The sequence below is a fragment of the Buchnera aphidicola (Protaphis terricola) genome (genome assembly GCF_964059145.1).
Classification (GTDB): domain Bacteria; phylum Pseudomonadota; class Gammaproteobacteria; order Enterobacterales; family Enterobacteriaceae; genus Buchnera; species Buchnera aphidicola_BP.
In genome coordinates, this window is the sequence record NZ_OZ060405.1 from 53,363 (window position 1) to 72,612 (window position 19,250).

The 19,250-nt window shown below is 22.6% G+C and carries 17 protein-coding genes and 3 tRNA genes; 7 read left to right on the forward strand and 13 right to left on the reverse strand.

Going from position 1 to position 19,250, the window contains the following annotated elements; translation table 11 throughout:
• The first annotated feature begins 13 nt into the window (after positions 1 to 13).
• Positions 14 to 442, forward strand: a complete 429-nt coding sequence (gene secB, locus AB4W67_RS00255; RefSeq protein ID WP_367682581.1) for a protein-export chaperone SecB — start codon at positions 14 to 16, stop codon at positions 440 to 442.
• Between the two features lie 81 nt (positions 443 to 523).
• Complete coding sequence (gene cysE, locus AB4W67_RS00260) at positions 524 to 1,354, forward strand: serine O-acetyltransferase (protein WP_367682582.1); 831 nt, start codon at positions 524 to 526, stop codon at positions 1,352 to 1,354.
• Positions 1,355 to 1,451: 97 nt separating this feature from the next.
• Here the strand turns inward: cysE and rpoD are convergent, their stop codons facing one another.
• The 3 genes from rpoD to rpsU all read right to left on the reverse strand — a co-directional run bounded on the left by rpoD (position 1,452) and on the right by rpsU (position 5,465).
• The gene (gene rpoD / locus AB4W67_RS00265) at positions 1,452 to 3,317 is read right to left on the reverse strand and encodes an RNA polymerase sigma factor RpoD (RefSeq protein ID WP_367682818.1); all 1,866 of its coding nucleotides are present in this window, start codon (positions 3,315 to 3,317) and stop codon (positions 1,452 to 1,454) included.
• Positions 3,318 to 3,454: 137 nt separating this feature from the next.
• On the reverse strand, positions 3,455 to 5,191 hold the full coding sequence (dnaG, locus tag AB4W67_RS00270; protein WP_367682583.1) for a DNA primase: 1,737 nt from the start codon (positions 5,189 to 5,191) through the stop codon (positions 3,455 to 3,457).
• Positions 5,192 to 5,249: 58 nt separating this feature from the next.
• Positions 5,250 to 5,465 carry a 30S ribosomal protein S21 gene (gene rpsU / locus AB4W67_RS00275; RefSeq protein ID WP_367682584.1) on the reverse strand — a complete coding sequence of 72 codons (216 nt, stop codon included), beginning with the start codon at positions 5,463 to 5,465 and terminating at the stop codon, positions 5,250 to 5,252.
• Positions 5,466 to 5,654: 189 nt separating this feature from the next.
• Between rpsU and tsaD the strand changes: the two genes are divergently transcribed.
• Positions 5,655 to 6,662, forward strand: coding sequence for a tRNA (adenosine(37)-N6)-threonylcarbamoyltransferase complex transferase subunit TsaD (gene tsaD, locus AB4W67_RS00280; RefSeq protein WP_367682585.1), 1,008 nt, complete (start codon positions 5,655 to 5,657; stop codon positions 6,660 to 6,662).
• 40 nt (positions 6,663 to 6,702) lie between these two features.
• Here the strand turns inward: tsaD and ribB are convergent, their stop codons facing one another.
• Together ribB and rfaE1 are read right to left on the reverse strand one after the other, a co-directional pair.
• A complete protein-coding gene (gene ribB / locus AB4W67_RS00285) occupies positions 6,703 to 7,344 on the reverse strand; it encodes a 3,4-dihydroxy-2-butanone-4-phosphate synthase (protein ID WP_367682586.1) in 642 nt (213 codons plus the stop codon).
• Positions 7,345 to 7,536: 192 nt separating this feature from the next.
• Positions 7,537 to 8,478, reverse strand: coding sequence for a D-glycero-beta-D-manno-heptose-7-phosphate kinase (gene rfaE1 / locus AB4W67_RS00290; RefSeq protein ID WP_367682587.1), 942 nt, complete (start codon positions 8,476 to 8,478; stop codon positions 7,537 to 7,539).
• A 177-nt stretch (positions 8,479 to 8,655) separates the two neighbouring features.
• On the opposite strand from rfaE1, the gene AB4W67_RS00295 reads away from it, so the two are divergent.
• The gene (locus tag AB4W67_RS00295) at positions 8,656 to 9,903 is read left to right on the forward strand and encodes a tRNA CCA-pyrophosphorylase (protein ID WP_367682588.1); all 1,248 of its coding nucleotides are present in this window, start codon (positions 8,656 to 8,658) and stop codon (positions 9,901 to 9,903) included.
• Between the two features lie 4 nt (positions 9,904 to 9,907).
• Here the strand turns inward: AB4W67_RS00295 and AB4W67_RS00300 are convergent, their stop codons facing one another.
• The 5 genes from AB4W67_RS00300 to cysK form a co-directional block, all read right to left on the reverse strand.
• The gene (locus AB4W67_RS00300) at positions 9,908 to 10,699 is read right to left on the reverse strand and encodes an undecaprenyl-diphosphate phosphatase (protein ID WP_367682589.1); all 792 of its coding nucleotides are present in this window, start codon (positions 10,697 to 10,699) and stop codon (positions 9,908 to 9,910) included.
• Between the two features lie 83 nt (positions 10,700 to 10,782).
• A complete protein-coding gene (crr, locus tag AB4W67_RS00305) occupies positions 10,783 to 11,286 on the reverse strand; it encodes a PTS glucose transporter subunit IIA (protein ID WP_367682590.1) in 504 nt (167 codons plus the stop codon).
• A 55-nt stretch (positions 11,287 to 11,341) separates the two neighbouring features.
• A complete protein-coding gene (gene ptsI / locus AB4W67_RS00310; RefSeq protein WP_367682591.1) occupies positions 11,342 to 13,051 on the reverse strand; it encodes a phosphoenolpyruvate-protein phosphotransferase PtsI in 1,710 nt (569 codons plus the stop codon).
• Positions 13,052 to 13,201: 150 nt separating this feature from the next.
• On the reverse strand, positions 13,202 to 13,459 hold the full coding sequence (locus AB4W67_RS00315) for an HPr family phosphocarrier protein (protein ID WP_367682592.1): 258 nt from the start codon (positions 13,457 to 13,459) through the stop codon (positions 13,202 to 13,204).
• 131 nt (positions 13,460 to 13,590) lie between these two features.
• Entirely contained in the window at positions 13,591 to 14,541 is a 951-nt protein-coding gene (gene cysK / locus AB4W67_RS00320) for a cysteine synthase A (protein ID WP_367682593.1), read from the reverse strand.
• A gap of 371 nt (positions 14,542 to 14,912) precedes the next feature.
• On the opposite strand from cysK, the gene ligA reads away from it, so the two are divergent.
• Complete coding sequence (gene ligA / locus AB4W67_RS00325) at positions 14,913 to 16,937, forward strand: NAD-dependent DNA ligase LigA (protein ID WP_367682594.1); 2,025 nt, start codon at positions 14,913 to 14,915, stop codon at positions 16,935 to 16,937.
• Between the two features lie 7 nt (positions 16,938 to 16,944).
• On the opposite strand, the gene AB4W67_RS00330 is transcribed toward ligA, so the two are convergent.
• Positions 16,945 to 17,017 (reverse strand) — tRNA-Lys (locus tag AB4W67_RS00330).
• 10 nt (positions 17,018 to 17,027) lie between these two features.
• Positions 17,028 to 17,100: transfer RNA gene (locus tag AB4W67_RS00335), tRNA-Val, on the reverse strand.
• Positions 17,101 to 17,270: 170 nt separating this feature from the next.
• Here AB4W67_RS00335 and gltX point away from each other — a divergent pair.
• Both gltX and AB4W67_RS00345 read left to right on the forward strand, forming a co-directional pair.
• A complete protein-coding gene (gltX, locus tag AB4W67_RS00340; RefSeq protein ID WP_367682595.1) occupies positions 17,271 to 18,695 on the forward strand; it encodes a glutamate--tRNA ligase in 1,425 nt (474 codons plus the stop codon).
• Between the two features lie 62 nt (positions 18,696 to 18,757).
• Positions 18,758 to 18,830: transfer RNA gene (locus AB4W67_RS00345), tRNA-Ala, on the forward strand.
• Between the two features lie 77 nt (positions 18,831 to 18,907).
• On the opposite strand, the gene fliE is transcribed toward AB4W67_RS00345, so the two are convergent.
• The gene (gene fliE, locus AB4W67_RS00350) at positions 18,908 to 19,210 is read right to left on the reverse strand and encodes a flagellar hook-basal body complex protein FliE (RefSeq protein WP_367682596.1); all 303 of its coding nucleotides are present in this window, start codon (positions 19,208 to 19,210) and stop codon (positions 18,908 to 18,910) included.
• Positions 19,211 to 19,250: the final 40 nt, after the last annotated feature.

Here is a 19,250-nt window from a genome sequence, read left to right on the forward strand (position 1 = left end):
TATTGGAATATTTATGTCAGAAAAAAAAATAAAACAAAAAATTTTTTCTATTCAAAGAATTTATGTAAAAGATATTTCTTTTGAGGCTCCACATACACCTGAAATTTTTAAAATATCTACTGTTCCAACTATGAAATTTAATATTGATACAGATATTAAAAAATTAAAATTAAATATTTTTGAAATTATTTTAAAAGTGAGGGTAATAGTTAAAGATAAAACAAATTTAGTTTTTTTATGCGATGTTCATCAGGCTGGAATTTTTTTAATTGACAATTTTTATGAAGAAGAATTAAAACATTGTTTAGCTGTATATTGTCCAAATATTTTATTTCCATACGCTAGATCATGTATATCTCATTTAGTATCTTATGGTAGCTTTCCTCAATTAAATCTTGAACCTATTAATTTTGATAATATTTTTAATAAACAATTAAAATAAAAAAATTATATAAATTAAAATTAACATATATAATAATTTTAATAGTAAATATTTTTAAATTTTATTTTAAGGGAACAATTTATGTCTTATCTAAAAATTTTAAAATTATGGAATATAATACTATATGAGGCTAAAATTGCATCAAGAAAAGAACCGATTTTATTTGATTTGTATAATAAAAATATATTACAACATAAAACATTGAGTAACTCTTTGAGTGATATTTTATCAAGTAAATTATCTACTTCATTAGTATCTAGAAAAAATATGTATAATATTTTTAATACAATATATTTAAATAATTTTTTTATATTAAAATTAGTAGTTAAAGATTTAAAAGCTATTGTAAAAAGAGATCCAGTTGTAAAAGATTATTTAACTCCATTTTTATATTTTAAAGGTTTTCACGCATTAGAGTCTTATAGATTGAGCAATTATTTATGGCATCAAAAAAATTATTATTTATCTATATATTTACAAAGTAGAATTTCTAATGTTTTTTCTGTTGACATTCATCCAGCTGCATCTCTTGGTTCTGGTATTATGATGGATCATGCAACTGGAATTGTAATTGGTGAAGGGGTAATTATAGAAGATGATGTTTCTATATTACATTCTGTAACTTTAGGTGGAACAGGAAAAAATCATAGTAAAAACAGACATCCCATTATTAGAAAAAAAGTAAGTATAGGCGCAGGAGCAAAAATATTAGGTAATATTGAAATTGGATCTCAATCAATAATAGGAGCTGGTTCAGTAGTTGTAAAAAATGTTCCACCTTATGTTACAGTTGCCGGTGTTCCTGCTAAAATTATAAATAGATTAAATAATAAAAGTTACACTTTCCATCAAACAGATCAAAATAATTTTATAGATTCTTTAGAACAATTTCAATATGGAGATGGTATTTAGTATTTTTAAATTAAAACTCCTGTTTTTATTAAAAACATATTTTTAGTATGATTTATCACAGAAGTTTTATCGCTTATTTTATATATTAAATAAAATTTTAGTCATCTAAAAAACTACGTAATACTTCAGATCTACTTGGATGACGTAACTTTCTTAATGCTTTTGCTTCGATTTGTCTAATTCTTTCTCTTGTTACGTCAAATTGTTTTCCAACTTCTTCTAAAGTATGATCAGTACTCATATCAATCCCAAAACGCATTCGAAGAACTTTTGCTTCTCTTGCTGTTAGTCCTGATAGAACATTGTGTGTTGCTGTTCTTAAACTTTCAGATGTAGCTGATTCAAGCGGTAATTCTAATGTAGTATCTTCTATAAAGTCACCTAAATGTGAATCATCATCATCACCTATCGGAGTTTCCATAGATACAGGTTCTTTAGCAATTTTTAAAACTTTTCTAATTTTATCTTCAGGAATTAACATTTTTTCAGAAAGTTCTTCTGGAGTTGGTTCACGCCCTGTTTCTTGTAATATTTGCCTAGAAATTCGATTTAATTTATTAATAGTTTCTATCATATGTACAGGTATTCGAATAGTTCTTGCTTGATCTGCAATAGATCGAGTAATAGCTTGTCGAATCCACCAAGTTGCATAAGTTGAAAATTTATATCCACGACGATATTCAAATTTATCGACTGCTTTCATTAAACCTATATTACCTTCTTGGATTAAATCTAAAAATTGTAATCCTCTATTAGTATATTTTTTTGCAATAGAAATCACTAATCTTAAGTTTGCTTCTACCATTTCTTTTTTTGCTCTTTTAGCTTTTGCTTCACCAATAGACATTCTTTTATTAATATCTTTTACTTCTTCAATAGTTAAACCTGTTTCTTCTTCTATATTTTTTAATTTTTTAATACTGATTAAAATTTTTTCTTCAATTTTATTAAAATTTTTAGACCATTCATGATTTTCTTTTTTTTCTTTTATAAACCAATCTATATTTGTTTTTTGTGTTGAAAAAATTTGTATAAAATTTTTTTTCGGCATTTTACATTCATCAACGCATAATTTCATGATTATTTTTTCTTGTTTTCTTACTCTTTTCATCATATTACGCATATTATTAACTAAATGATCAAATTGTTTTGGAACTAATCTAAATTGTTTAAAAATTTCAGAAAGATTATAAATTTCTAATAATGAATCTTTATGATTTCTATTTTTAATTTTAATTGTATTACTTGTATTAGTATATTGTTTTCTTAAAGCAGAAAATTTTTCATTTGCTAATTCTGGATCGATACTATTTTCTTCATCTTCTTCATCTTCATTTACTGTATCTTCATCTTCTTCATCTCTATTTATTTTATTTTCATCATTAGTAACTTCATCTAAAAGTTCAGATTCTAAATTAATATTACTTGGAGTTGGTAAGATTTCTTTCATATCAGGGTCAACAAAACCCGTTATAATATCAGATAATCTAATTTGACCTGTTTTAATTCGATCATATTGCTCTAAAAGATAAGTAATAGCTTCTGGATATTCTGATACTGATGATTGTACTTGATTAATTCCTTCTTCAATACGTTTTGCTATATCAATTTCTCCTTCTCTTGTAAGTAGTTCTACAGTACCCATTTCTCTCATATACATCCGAACAGGGTCTGTAGTTCTTCCTAATTCAGATTCAACACTAGATAATACTTGAGTGGCTGCTTCAACTGCATCTTCATCTGTATCTGTATTTATTTCATTTAAAATTAAATCATCTGCATCTGGAGCTTCTTCAACAACTTGAATTCCCATATCATTAATCATCTGAATAATATTATCAATTTGTTCAGAATCAATAATATCTTCTGGAAGATGATCATTAACCTCGGCATAGGTTAAATATCCTTGCTCTTTACCATGTGTAACAAGTAGTTTAAGCTGTGATTTTGGGTTTTGATCCATAAGAAAATATCCAAATTTTGTTAATATAATGAACATTAATTGACATTTTAGTCAATAATAAATATAAATAAAATATTTCAATTTTTTTAAGATATATTATAAAGGTAATTTTTAATGGATATTATAAAAATAATTAATTATTTTTTTAGTTTTTTATTGATAGACCAAATTTCTTGTTTTTCATAGATTGTAAGACCATGAATCCTTTCTTTTGAAATTAAATATTTTTGTCTTATTTCTAGATTTTTTTTGTGTATATTTTTTAATAAATCTAAAAACATATTTTCAATCTTTTCTTCAATGATCATATGATCCCATATTGAAAGAGTTTTTAAAATATTAATGATTTTACTACCTCTATAAAATTCTAATAATTGTCCTGTATTAATGTTGGGATGAGTTTTACATATTTTTAAAATATTTAAAAAAATAGAAATTCCTTTTATTTTTGAATTTTCTAAGTTTTTTTTTGAAACTACTAAATTTGATAAATTAGGATTTTGAATAAGAAGTCCGATTAATTTTTGCATCAAAGTGCGTTTATTTTGTTTATATTGTATATTTTTATTTTTTTGTTCTTTTTCATATAAAAATTTTTCAAATTGATTATCATCTAAAATTCCTATAATTCTCCCTAATATTTGTCGTAAATAGATTCTTATAATTTCACTAGGTATAAGATTAATTAAAGGTAAAGCACGGATACTTAAATAAAATTTATCATTATTAGATGATAAATCAACTCCATTTAAAATGTTCTTAAAAAAGAATTCAGACATTTTTATAGAATTTTTAATACGTAATTGAAATTTTTTTGCTCCTTCTTTTTTAATTATTGTATCTGGATCTTCATTTTCAGGTAATATAATAAATTTTATAGTTTTTTTATCAGATATATATGGTAATGTTATTTTTAATGCTCTCCATGAAGCAGTTTTACCTGCATCGTCACCATCATAACAGTATATAATTGTATCAGTATGTCGAAAAAGTATTTTTATATGTTCTTTTGTAATTGATGTTCCTAAAGAAGAAACAACATAATTAATTTTATTTTGAATCAGCATAATAACATCAATATATCCTTCTACAACTAATATATATTCTGGTTTAAAAAATTTTTTTTTAAGTTGATATAATCCGTAAATTTGTTTACTTTTATAAAAAATATTTGTTTCAGAAGAATTTATATATTTTGGAAAAATATTTCTTATTGATCTACCACCAAACCCGATAGTTTTACCATTTATATCATGTATAGGAAAAATAATTCTACCTTGAAAAGGGTCATATTTTTTTTGATTTTTATTAGTAGAAATAATTTTATAATTTAATAATTCTTTTTCAAGTTCTTTTTTTATATTAAGTTTTTCAGAGAAATTTTCCCAAGTAAAACTTGAAAAACCAATTTGAAAAAACTTAATCATATTTTTATTAATTCCTCTATTAATTAGATATTTATAAGCATTATTATTTAATTGTATGTTTTTTTGATATAATTTTGATATTTGATCTATTAATGAATACAGTTTCTGTTTTTTTAAATAATTATTTTTTTCATATATAGTATTGTCTTGAAATGGAATTGTAATACCATGTATTGATGCTAGTTCTTCGATGCTTTCTATAAAAGTTAAATTTTCATAATTTATTAAAAAATCAATTGCATTTCCATGTTTTTTACATCCAAAGCAATAATAAAATTGTTTTTCATAACTTACTGTAAAAGATGGTGTTTTATCATTGTGGAAAGGGCAATTAGTTTGGTAATTTTTACCATTTTTTTTTAATTTTATTCTTGTATTAATAAGATCAATAATATTAGTTCGAAATAACAGATCATTAATAAAATATCTTGGTATTTTTACAGACATATATTTTTTATATAATATAATTTCCGTTCTTTTAAAAGAACGGTTTGTTTAAATATTTTTAATACATACGAACACGTTTTGCATTTTCTCGTGTGAGCTTTTTAGCTAAACGTTTTACAGCAGAAGCTTTTGCTCGTTTTCTTTCAGTAGTAGGTTTTTCATAAAATTCTCTTCTTCTTATTTCTGCTAAAATTCCTGCTTTTTCACAGGCTCTTTTAAAACGACGAAGTGCTACATCAAATGGTTCATTTTCACGTACTTTTATTATTGGCATTGAATATTTGACCTCAAATATATATTTTTATAGTATGGTTTATATAGTATACAATTTAAATAAATTATTTAATTTATAGATACAGTAAATCGTATCTTAATTGATATTCTATTCTAAAGTATCATTTTAGAACATTTTTTTTATTAATAGTATTAGATATTTTATTTATTTTAAAATAGGTATTATATAATGAAAGTATTAGGTATTGAAACATCTTGTGATGATACAGGTATAGCAATTTATGACGATGTTAAAGGTTTATTAATAAATGAATTATATAGTCAAAAAAAAATACATGCTAAGCATGGAGGTATCGTTCCAGAATTAGCATCTCGTGAACATGCAAAAAAAATAGTTATTTTAATAGATAAAATTTTTCAAAAAATAGATATGAAGGAAATTGATTTTATTTCATATACAGCAGGACCTGGTTTAGTTGGATCTTTATTAGTTGGAGCTACATTTGCGCATTCTTTAGGTTTTTCTTTAAATATTCCTGTATTGCCTGTAAATCATATGGAAGCTCATTTATTATCTCCAATGTTAGAGTTTAAGTCAATTAAATTCCCATTTATTGGGTTATTAGTATCTGGAAAACATACTCAAATTATTGCAGCATATAAACTAGGAAAATATGAAATTCTTGGTACTTCAGTAGATGATGCTGCGGGTGAGGCATTTGATAAAGTATCAAAATTATTAGGTTTAAAATATCCAAATGGAAAAGAATTATCAGATTTAGCTGAAAAAGGTGTAAAAAGTAATTTATATTTTCCACGACCAATGAAAAATCATTGTAATTTAAATTTTAGTTTTTCAGGTTTAAAAACTTTTACAGCTAATATTATTAAAAATAATATTTTAGATATTCAAGAAAAAGCAAATATTGCAAAAGCTTTTGAAGATGCAGTAGTTGATATTTTATTAATTAAAACTAAAAAAGCTTTATATCAAAAAGGATGGAGTAATTTAGTGATAGCTGGAGGTGTCAGTGCAAATAAAAAATTGCGTAAAAAATCAGATATAATGATGAAAAAGTATTTTAATAGTACAGTTTTTTATACATCTTCAAAATTTTGTACTGATAATGGAGCAATGATTGCTTATTTAGGATTTTTACGTTATAAAAACTTAAATAAATCTTCTTTTTTAAATATATTAGTAAAACCTAAATGGTCTTTAGATAGTTTATTATAGTAGTTTATATTTTAAGATGTAATAAATTTTTATGTATAATTTATTTTTTCATTTGAATATATAAAATTAAATCTTGAATAGTTAATACTGTCATATTTTTTTCTTTTGAGAATTTAATAATTTCAGGTGTTTTAGACATGGAACCGTCTTTATTAGTTAGTTCACAAATTACACCAGCTGGTTTAAAACCTGCAAGAGATACTATTTCAATTGCTGCTTCTGTATGTCCTGGTCTTTTTAAGATTCCTCCTTTTTCTGCTCTTAAAGGAAAAACATGTCCTGGTCGATTTAAATGATGTGGTTTTACATTATCTGCTATAGCTGTTTTTATCGTTGTTAGTCTGTCTTTTGCTGAAACACCAGTGGAAATTCCTTTTGAAGCTTCTATTGTTACTGTGAAACCAGTTCGATATGTGCTTGTATTGTTTTCGACCATCATTGGTAAATTTAATTTTTTCCGTTGATCTTCAGTAATACATAAACATACAATTCCACTACCATATCGAATTGTTAAAGCCATTTGTTCTACTGTCATATTTTCACATGCAAAAACAAGATCACCTTCATTTTCTCGATTTTCGTCATCTAATATAATTATACCTTGTCCAGATTTTAAAGCTAATATTGCTTTTTGAACACGTTCTATAGGTTTTCCAAACTTATAGAGTAGTTTTTGAGTCATTTTTAAAACCTTATTCAATCAGTATCTTGAATTAAAATATTTTTATAAATAAAAAATATATAATTATTATATCCTGAATAAAAATTAAGAGCAATAATCAAGATATATTTAAAAAGATTGATATCTTTTTTTATATCTAAGTATTACAAATAATATTTAGATATAAAATTTATTATTAAATATTTGATTTATTTAATTTAATACTTTATTTAATTCATTAATATTTAAAGTTTCAGTACCAATTTTTTGTATCACAATACTTGCTCCTACATTTGCAAAAAAACATGATTCTTCTAAAGAATAACCTATAGATAGTGCGCTAGCAATAATAGAAATAACTGTATCGCCTGCTCCTGTTACATCTGATGGTGTATTAGATAGTGCTGGATAGTGTATTGGTTTTTTTTTAGGCTGAAATAATGTCATACCATTTTTAGATCGAGTGACTAGTAATGCTGATAAATTTAGTTCATATAATAATTTTTTTCCTTTTTGTAATATTTCTTTTTCTTCCTGACACTTACCTACTATTTTTTCAAATTCTGATAGATTAGGTGTTAATAAACTTGCTCCTGAATATTTTTTAAAATTATCTCCCTTAGGATCTATTAAAATATAAATAGACATTTTTTTTGCTAAATTAATAATTTTTTCAATATGGAAAAGTGTACCTTTATTATAATCTGAAAGTATTAATACTTTATAATGTATTAATGAGTTAATAATTTTTTTATATAGTAAATCAAAATTATCATAAATATATTTTTCTTGAAAATCTAATCGAATTAATTGTTTATTTTTTGATAAAATTCTAATTTTTGTAAGTGTTTTAGAATTTTTAATAATTATTAGATCAGAATAAATATTTATATGTTTAAGTAATTTTTGTAAAGTTAATCCTTCATTATCTTTTCCAATCAAACCAATTATTTTACATTTACCACCAATTTCTGCAATATTTTTGGCTACGTTTCCTGCACCGCCTGGTTGTGCTTTAGTTTGTTTAATTAATGCAACAGGTATTGATTGTTCTGATAGCATATAGTAATTTTTACTGTACCAATAACAATCTAATATTAAATCACCTACTATAAGAACAAGTGCATTATTAAAATCAATAATTTCTTTTTTCATTAAATATCCTTAAATATTTTAATATTTAATAATAATTTATGTTTTATATATTATCTTTTAAATTATTACAATGATTAAATTATTACAAATAATATTTAAATATTTAAATATTTTTAAATATTTTATATTTTTATTATAAAATAAAGTTTTTATTTTTTTAATTTATAAGAGAATTTTATGAAAATATATTTAGTTGGAGGTGCTGTACGTGACGGATTGTTAAATTTACCAATTAAAGATCGAGACTGGGTAGTGGTCGGAGCTACTAGAGAAATGTTATTAAAAAAAAATTTTCAACAAGTTGGTAAAGATTTTCCAGTTTTTTTACATCCAGATACACACGAGGAATATGCTTTAGCTAGAAAAGAAAGAAAAATAGGAAATCGTCATATTGATTTTGATATAAGTTTTAATATTAATATAACTTTAGAAGAAGATTTAATTAGGCGTGATTTAACTATTAATGCTATTGCTCAAGATAAATTTGGGAATTATATTGATCCATATAAAGGAATATTAGATTTAAAAAATCGTGTATTACGACATGTTTCTGACTCTTTTATTGAAGATCCATTACGTGTGCTAAGAATAGCAAGATTTTCAGCACAATTAATGCATTTAGGTTTTTATATTGCAAAAGAAACTATAGTTTTAATACATAAAATAGTTAAAAAAAAAGCATTATTATATTTAACTAAAAATAGAGTTTGGAATGAAACTGAAAAAGCTTTTAAAACTAAAAATCCACATGTTTATTTTCAATTATTATATTCTTTTAAAGCATTGAATTTAATATTCCCAGAAATATATTTTTTATATAAAAAAAATTTTTTTTTCAATAATTTTTTTAATAACTTAGATAATTTTTTTTTATCAATGGGTTTATCAAAAATATCTAATTTAACTAAAGATGTTTCTATACGTTTTTCCTATTTATTTCAATTTTTTTCTTTAAATATAAATTCTATAAAAAGCACTAAGTTTTATGATTTTTTTTCTGTATCAATTGTAAAAAACTTTTGTAATCGTTTTAATATTCCTACATATATAAAGGAAATTGCTATTTTAAGTGTTGGTTTTTATAGTTTTTTAAATTCAATAAAATCTCAATCCTCAAAAGATATTATAAATTTTTTTTGCAAAATAGATGCTTGGAGAAAACCAGATAGAATTGAAAAATTTGCATTTTTAATTAATTTTAATTTTTCATATAGTCAATTAAAAAATAGTTCTATTATTAATTTAGAATCTGGTTTTTTTTTAAAGAAATCTTTTTATATTATACAAAATATATCTATTAAAGATATTTTAAAAAAAGGTTTTAAAGGAAAAGAAATTAAATATGAACTTAATCGATTAAGAATCAAAAAATTAGATTTATGGAGAAAAAATAATTTAAAAACTAATTTTTCATTAAAATTATAATTGATTAGTTTATAAAATAAATCAACCCTGCTACTATAAATCGATATAATCCAAAAAAATTTAATGAAATTTTATTAAATAATAAAATTAATTTTTTTATTGAAAACAAAGAAATAATTAAAGAAATAAAAAAACTAATAAAATAATATGGTATAAAAAAAATATTGATGTTATTAATATTTTTTAATAAGTCTAAAAAAGATGCTCCCATTGTTAAAGGGATTGAAATAATAAAAGAAAAGTTTATTGCAACAGATTTTTTAATACCTAATAACATTGAAGAGCCTACAGTAGATCCAGATCTTGAAAAACCTGGATAAAGACACATTGACTCAAAACATCCAATTATAAATGATTGAAATAAACTAATATTATAAATAGAATTAGTTTTAGATTTCTTTGGTTTAAATAGTTCACAGAATATAAGGAAAATACCTCCAAGAATTAATGATATAGTAATATTTTTAGGAGTGAATAATAATTTAATATCATGATAAAATATTAAACCTAAAGATACCGTAGGTATTATGGAAATTAAAATATGTATTTTTTTTGTTTGATTTTTTTTATTTTTAGATAATATTAAATTAATTATTTTTTTAGAAAAGAATATTAATATTGCTACTGAAGATCCAAATTGAACAAATATTTTTAAAATTTCTGTTTCTTTATTTGATATTCCTATCCAATGACTAATAATAATTATATGTCCTGTTGACGAAATAGGAAGAAATTCTGAAATCCCTTCTATTAATCCAATTATTATAGAATTAAGAATTTGATAAATATAAAACATTATTTTCTACTTATTTAAATAAAACGGTACTAAATAATAGCACCGTTTTTATTTTTTAATAGAAATTAATTATTTTATAGAAATTAATTATATAAAGACATAATTATTGTTTTTCCAGCAATAACAGAGCCTGATGATTTTTCTATTTTTTTAAACTTTTCCATGTTAGATATTACTACTGGTGTTAAAATAGAACGTGCTTTTTTTTCTAATATATATAAATCAAATAAAATAATTGTATCTCCTATTTTTACTTTTTGATTATCTTTTGCAATTTTTTTAAAACCTTCACCTTTTAGTTGTATTGTATCAATTCCAAAATGTACAAATAGTTCAACTCCATCTTCTGAAAGAATTGAAAAAGCATGTTTACTATCAAGTATTTTGCTAATAGTTCCATTGATCGGAGATGTTATTTTATTTCCTGATGGTTTTATTGCAATTCCATCACCTACAATTTTTTTTGAAAAAACTACATCTGGTACTTCTTCAAGTTTAATTATTTCACCTGATACAGGTGCAAAAATTTCTATTTTTTTTGAAAAATTAGATTTTTTACTATTAAAAAAATCTGATAAGAAACCCATTTTTTTCTCCTAAGTACTTCTATCATTAGATTTTTTTAAAAAATCAAATGACTCCTTAATTAAATTTATTTAATAAATGAAATATTTCTTTTGTTGTAGATAAAGTTAATATTTTTTTAGCTAAATTACGAGCTTTAAATAAAGATATTTTTCTAATTATTTCTTTAATTTTAGGAATACTTGTTGAGCTCATACTAAATTCATCTAAACCCATACCTAGTAAAAGAGGAGTGATGCGTTCATCACTTGCTAATTCTCCACACATGCCAGTCCATTTTCCATACTTATGTGAAATATCAATAACTTGTTTAATTAATTTTAATATAGATGGACTTATAGGATTATATAAATGTGAAATTAAATCGTTACCTCTGTCAACTGCTAGGGTATATTGAGTTAAATCGTTAGTGCCAATACTAAAGAAATCTACTTCTTTTATTAAATGCTCTGCTATTATAGCTGATGCTGGGGTTTCTATCATTATTCCGATTTTTATATTTTCATCAAATAGCAATTTATCATGATTTAGTTGGTTTTTTAATTTTTCAATTTCTATTTTTAATATTCTTATTTCTTCTACAGATATAATCATAGGAAATAAAATATATATTTTACCAAATGCGGAAGCTCTAAGTATAGCTCTTAATTGTGTTTTTAATATTTCTTTTCGATCCATTGAAATACGTATTGCTCTCCATCCTAAAAATGGGTTTTCTTCTTTTGGTAAATTCATATATGGTAAATCTTTATCACCTCCAATATCCATTGTTCTTATAATTACTGATTTGTTTTTCATAATTTCTGCAACTTTTTTATATGCTTGAAATTGCTCTTGTTCAGTTGGAAATGTATTTCTACCCATAAATAAAAATTCTGTTCGATATAGTCCAATACATTCTGCACCATTATCTTTTGCAGATTTTATATCGTGAATATTTCCAATATTAGATCCAATTTTAATATTATGACCATCAATTGTAGTAGCTGGTAAATTTTTTAATTTTTTTAGATTATTTTTTTCAAATAGATAGTTTTTTTTTGCTTCTTTTTTTTCATTTATTATTTCATTAGAAGGATTTATAAAAATTTGATTATTAATTGAATCTAAAATAATATAATCATTATTTTTTGCTATTTTTGTAATGTTACCAGTTCCTACGATTGCAGGTATTTCAAGCGATCTAGCTATGATTGAAGTATGTGATGTTGGACCGCCTAAATCTGTAATAAATCCTAAAATATATTTTAGATTAATTTGAGCAGTTTCTGAAGGAGTGAGATCTTTTGAAATTAAAATGACTTTATTTTTTATATTATTTAAATCAATAATATTAATATTTAGTATATTTTTTAACAAACGCAAACCAATGTCTTTAACATCAATAGCTCTATTTTTTAGATATTCGTCTTGTATTTCCTCAAGGGTATTAGCTTGTTTTTGAATTACATACTCAGTTGCTTCCGCTGCTGATATTTTTTTTTCTTTAATTAATTTAACTACTTCTTGTTCTAATTCTTCATCTTCAAGTAACATAATATGACTTTCGAAAATGTTTTCTTGTTTTTTATCAAAATTTTTTCCTGTAATTTCTTTTATTTCTATTAATTGTTTTACTGATTTTTTTCTTCCATTAAAAAAATTATTTATTTCTGTTGGAATATTTTGTACAGAAATTTTTTTCCGGTTAATGACAATATCTTCATTTTTTAATAATAAAGCATTGCCAAAAGCAATACCCGGTGATGCTAAAATGCCTGAGATCATAACATTACCTTTAACTATAAATTTTATATTTGTTTTAGATAGGAAAACATTGAATGTCAGGCGAATATATTTTTTTTATAATAGAAATCCGGAAGTGATAATGAACCTCCGGTATTTTATAAAAATTCATAAATTATTTTTAATTATGATCTATTCTAATTCTGTCATTATTTTAGATAAATGTTTAATAGCTTTTTCTTCATCTTCTCCTTCTGCAGATAATGTAATTAAACTTCCATGTACTAAACCTAGTGTTTGAATTTTAAATAAACTTTTTGCATTAACAGATTTTCCATTGTAAATAATATTGATATCAGAAATAAATTTTTTTGCTTCTTTTACAAATTCAGCTGCAGGTCGAGTATGCAAACCGTGCAAAGCAGTAATTTTTATTTTATTTTGAAACATTGTTTTTCCTTAATATTTTTTTTATTTAATAAAATATAATTTATTTTAAATATTAAAATACAACTTTTATAATAAAAAATTATTTTTTAATTTTATTAAAGAAGTTGTATTTTTTCTTAATATTATTTATTTTAAAATGATGTTGAAAATAATTCTGTACTTAAATAACGTTCTCCAGAAGAAGGCAGTATAACTACTATATTTTTATTTAAGAATTTTTTTTTCTTTTGTATTTTTAAACATGCTGCTATAGCAGCTCCGGAAGAAATACCAGCTAAAATTCCTTCTTTTTTCATTATTTGTCTAGCCCATAATATTGCTTCATCACTTGATATTGTAATTACTTTATCAATTAAAGTTAAATCTAAATTTTTAGGGATAAAACCGGCTCCAATACCTTGAATTTTATGTGGTCCAGATTTTATTTCTACTCCTGATAGAAATTGTGTAATTACTGGTGATTCTTTTGGTTCGACAGCAATACTAATTAAGTTTTTTTTACCTTGAATATTTTTTATATATCTTGTAATTCCTGTAATTGTTCCTCCTGTTCCTACACCTGAAATTAATATATCTATATTCCCGTTAGTATCATTCCAAATTTCTGGTCCAGTTGTTTTTTCGTGTATCTCTGGATTAGCAGGATTTTCAAATTGTTTTAATAGCAAATATTCTTTTTTATTAGAAGATTTAATTTGATTGGCTTTATTAATAGCTCCTTTCATACCTTCTTTTTTATCTGTTAATATTAATTTTGCACCTAAAGATTGTAATAATTTTCTTCTTTCCATAGACATTGATTCAGGCATTGTAAGAATTAATTTATAATTTTTTGCTGCAGAAACATATGCTAAAGCTATACCTGTATTTCCACTTGTTGCTTCAATTAATGTAATTTTTTTATTTAAATATCCTTTTTTTTCTGCATGCCATATCATATTAGCACCAATTCTACATTTTACGCTAAAGCTTGGATTTCTAGATTCTATTTTTGCTAAAATATTACCATTCCCAATCCTATTTAAACGGACAAGTGGTGTATTTCCAATAGTTAAAGAATTATCTTCATATATCGTACTCATTTTAATCCTATTTTTTATTAATATTATGATGTTAATATTATTTTAATAAATTTTTAATTTATATAATTAGTTATTCATTATACTTATTTTAAGAACCTTTAAAGTAATCTATTTTAAAATTTATAAAAAATTTAAATTTTTTTATTTTTTTAATAATTTTATTCAATATTATATTTTAATTTAAATATTAATTTTATATTATTTAACTTTTTGATATTTTTTCTTTATTTTATTTTTTTAAATTTTAAATTATTTAATATAATAAACTTTGTTTTAGAATATTTTTTTATTTATTATATATTAAAAAGTAATAATCTTTTAAAGTAAACTTTTAATAAAATTTTCTATTTCCTTAATTTCTTATAATATGTATGAAAAAAATTAAATATCAAATTAATAAATTACGTAAAAAAATTTTAAAATATGATTATTTTTATCATACTTTAGATCAACCGATAATTTCTGACGCAGAATATGATTTTTTATTAAATAAATTGTATAATTTAGAATTAAAAAATAAAAAATTGTTTAATTTTAATTCGCCTACTCAAAAAGTAGGTTCATATTTACTTAGTAAATTTAAAAAATCAGAGCACTTTTCTCCTATGTTATCTTTAGAGAATATATTTGATTTAAATGGATATTTAAAATTTGAAAATAGAATTAAAAAATATATAGTTAATTCTACAATAGATTTTTGTTGTGAATTAAAAATTGACGGTATAGCAGTAAATTTAATTTATGAAGAAGGTAATTTAATTCGAGCTTCAACACGAGGTGATGGTTATTTTGGTGAAAATATTACTAATAATATAAAAGAAATACAATCTATTCCATTAAAATTAAAAGGATTAAATATACCTAAAAGATTAGAAATCAGAGGTGAGATTTTTATGTTAAAATCTGATTTTATCAAATTAAATAAAAAATATTTTATAAATAAAAAAAAATATTTTTCAAATCCTCGTAATGCTGCAGCTGGATCATTAAGACAAATTAATTCTAAAGTTACAGCTAAAAGACATTTAATGTTTTTTTGTCATGGATTTAATTTTTTTAAAGATATGGAATCTTGTCAAACTCATTATGAAGCGCTTTTAATTTGTGAGCGATGGGGTTTACCTATTAATAAAAAAATTTTAATTACTTCGAATTCTTCAGAAATATTTAATTTTTATAAAAAATTTGAAAAAAAACGTTTATTATTGGATTTTGATATAGATGGAATTGTGATTAAAGTAAATTCAATTTATTTACAAAAAAAAATAGGTGTGAATAATAAATGGCCTAAATGGGCTATAGCTTTTAAATATTTTCCTAAAGAAGAAATAACTAGATTAAATTATGTAAAATTCCAAGTTGGAAGAACAGGATTAATTACTCCAGTAGCTTATTTTGATCCTGTATGTATATCAGGTGTAATTATTAGAAAAGCTTCTTTATATAATAAAAAAGAAATTAAAAAATTAAACTTACATGAAAATGATTATGTTTTAATACGACGTTCTGGAGATGTTATACCTAAAATTGTAAATGTTATTTTAGAAAAACGTCTTAAAAATTCAAAAAAAATATCTTTTCCAAAATTTTGTCCAATATGCGATTCAAATTTATCAGTTAATCAACAAGACAATGTTATACGTTGTTTTTCTGGTTTATTATGTGAAGCTCAAAAAAAGAAATTTTTTAATCATTTTTTTTCTAAAAATGCATTAAATGCTAGTGGTTTAGGTCCTAAAATTATTAACAAATTAGTTGAAAATAAGATTGTATTAAATTTAATTGATTTCTTTTTTCTTAAAATAGAACAATTAAAAAATATAGATAAAATAGGAGAAAAAAAAAGTTATAACATTATTGAAACTATTTCAAAATCAAAAAAAACTACTATAAAACGTTTTATTTATGCTTTAGGAATTTTTTCTGTAGGAGAATTAATATCGGAAAAATTAGCTAATTATTTTAATTTAATAAATAATATTATATATGCTTCTGAAAAAGAATTAGCATCTATAAATGGAGTAGGTAAAATAATTGCTAACAATATATTTAATTATTTTTCAATTCTTGAGAATCGTAAGTTAATTAAAGATTTATTAAGAGTATTATATATTTTACCTAATAAAAATAATTTAATTAATTATAAAACATCTATTTTTTTAAATAAAAATGTTGTTATTACAGGAATATTTAATTCCTATTCTAGAAAAAAAATGAAGGAAATTTTAAAAAATTTAGGTGCAAATATCAATAGCAAAGTTTCTAAAAAAACGGAATTGTTAATTTATGGAAAAAAATATGGACGTAAATTTTTAGATGCGAAAAAAACAAATATTAAAATGATTAATGAAAAAGAATTTGATTTATTAATTGAAAAATACAAATTAAAAAATTAATATTTTTTGGGTCGTGCAGGATTTGAACCTGCGACCAATTGATTAAAAGTCAACTGCTCTACCAACTGAGCTAACGACCCAAAATATTTTTGGGTGATGACGGACTCGAACCGCCGACTTCCTCCGTGTAAAGGAGGAGCTCTACCAACTGAGCTAATCACCCTTTTATATATATTGTAAAGATAAGATAAGCAGAGTCAATCTTTTTTTTTAAAAGATTATTTATTTGTTGTAATTTTAATCATTATGTTTAAATAATCATCTATATTTACATATATAAAATTTATTTAAAAAATTTTTATATAAGTTTTTATAAATATTTTGAAGGAAAATATGAAAGTTAAAACTCGTTTTGCACCTAGTCCTACTGGAAATTTACATATTGGTAGTATACGAACAGCATTATATTCTTGGTTATTTGCACGTCGTTATAATGGTATATTTGTATTACGTATAGAAGATACTGATATATACAGATCTAAATCTTTATCAGTTGATTCAATTTTTAAAGGGTTAAGATGGTTAGGTTTAAATTGGGATGAAGGTCCTTATTTTCAAACACAAAGATTAGAACGTTATAAAGAAGTAATTGAAATTATGTTGAAAGAAGGAAAAGCTTATAAATGTTTTTGTTCAGAAAAAGAAATAGAAGAATCACGATTAAAACAAATTTATAAAGGAGAAAAACCTCGTTATAATAGGACTTGTAGAAATTTAAGTATTAAAAGGAATATTGATAATAAAAAATATGTAATACGATTTAAAAATCCTACATCTGGAATAGTAACATTTAAAGATAAAATTAGAGGTGATATTACTTTTAATAATAGCGAATTAGATGATCTTATAATTCAGAGATCCAATGGTATTCCAACTTATAATTTTTGTGTTGTTATAGATGATTTGGATATGGATATTACACATGTAATTCGAGGAGAAGATCATATTAATAATACACCTCGTCAGATTAATATTTTAAAATCTTTAAAAGCAAAAATACCTATTTATTCACATGTTTCTATGATACTTAATGAAAATGGAAAGAAGTTTTCTAAAAGAGATAATGCTCAAAATATTATTGATTATTATAAAAATGGATTTTTACCAGAAGCATTAATTAATTATATTGTAAGATTAGGTTGGTCATATGGAAATCAAGAAATTTTTAATCTTTTAGAATTAAAAAGATTATTTAATTTAGATTCTATTAGTAGATCTTCTAGTACTTTTAATATAAAAAAATTATTATGGTTAAATAAATATTATATTAATAATCTATCATTAAATTATGTTACTAATATTTTAAAAGGTTATATGGAACATGACAATATAAATATAAAAAATGGACCTAATTTAGAATGTTTATTAAAATTATATAAAAGTCGACATAATACTTTAAAAGAAATTGCAAACTCTTGCAAATGTTTTTATGAAGAATTTCAATATTTAAATAAGAACTATATTAAAAAATATTTAATTTTAAAAAATTTTTCTATTTTAAAAAGTTTTTATAACAAAATAAAAAATCTATCTTCTTGGAAAATCGAAATATTATTAAAAATTATTAAGAATCAATCTATTGAATCAAATGCTTTATTAAAAGAAATTAATATGTTATTACGATTTATATTAACTGGTTCTATATGTTCACCCAATATAAGTTCTATAATATTTTTTCTTGGAAAAGAAAAAACTTTATTGAGATTAAAAAAGGCTATTTTTTTTATAAATAAGATCAATAAAGAAAAAATTAACTAATAAAATTTTTATAGAAAAAATAAATTGACAGAGTTCATGTGTTTTTATATTGTAATATTTTTGGGGCTATAGCTCAGTAGGAAGAGCGTTTGCATGGCATGCAAAATGTCAGCGGTTCGATTCCGCTTAGCTCCAATAATATTTTTTAATTAAATATATTGATTAAGATAATTAAATGCCGTGCTAAATTAAATTAAGCACAGCATTTTAATTTAGACTTGTTGATTCATAATTTCTTTATACGCTGAAATAATTTTATTTCTGATTTGAATAGCTAATTCTATAGAAATAGAAGATTTTTGAAGATTAATCATTACATCATTTAAAGATGTAGAAGATGGATTAAATTCAAGTTTATTAATACTTTTTTTTGTGTTTTCTTGAGTACTATTTATTTCACTTAATGCTTGTTGAAAGAAATGCATAAAACTTTTAGATTCTATGATGTTATTTTTACTTTTATTTAATGAATCAATAGTGTAAATATCTTTATTATTAATATCATCAATAAACATATTATTCTCCAATGTTTTTATGTATGATTAAATTTTTTTT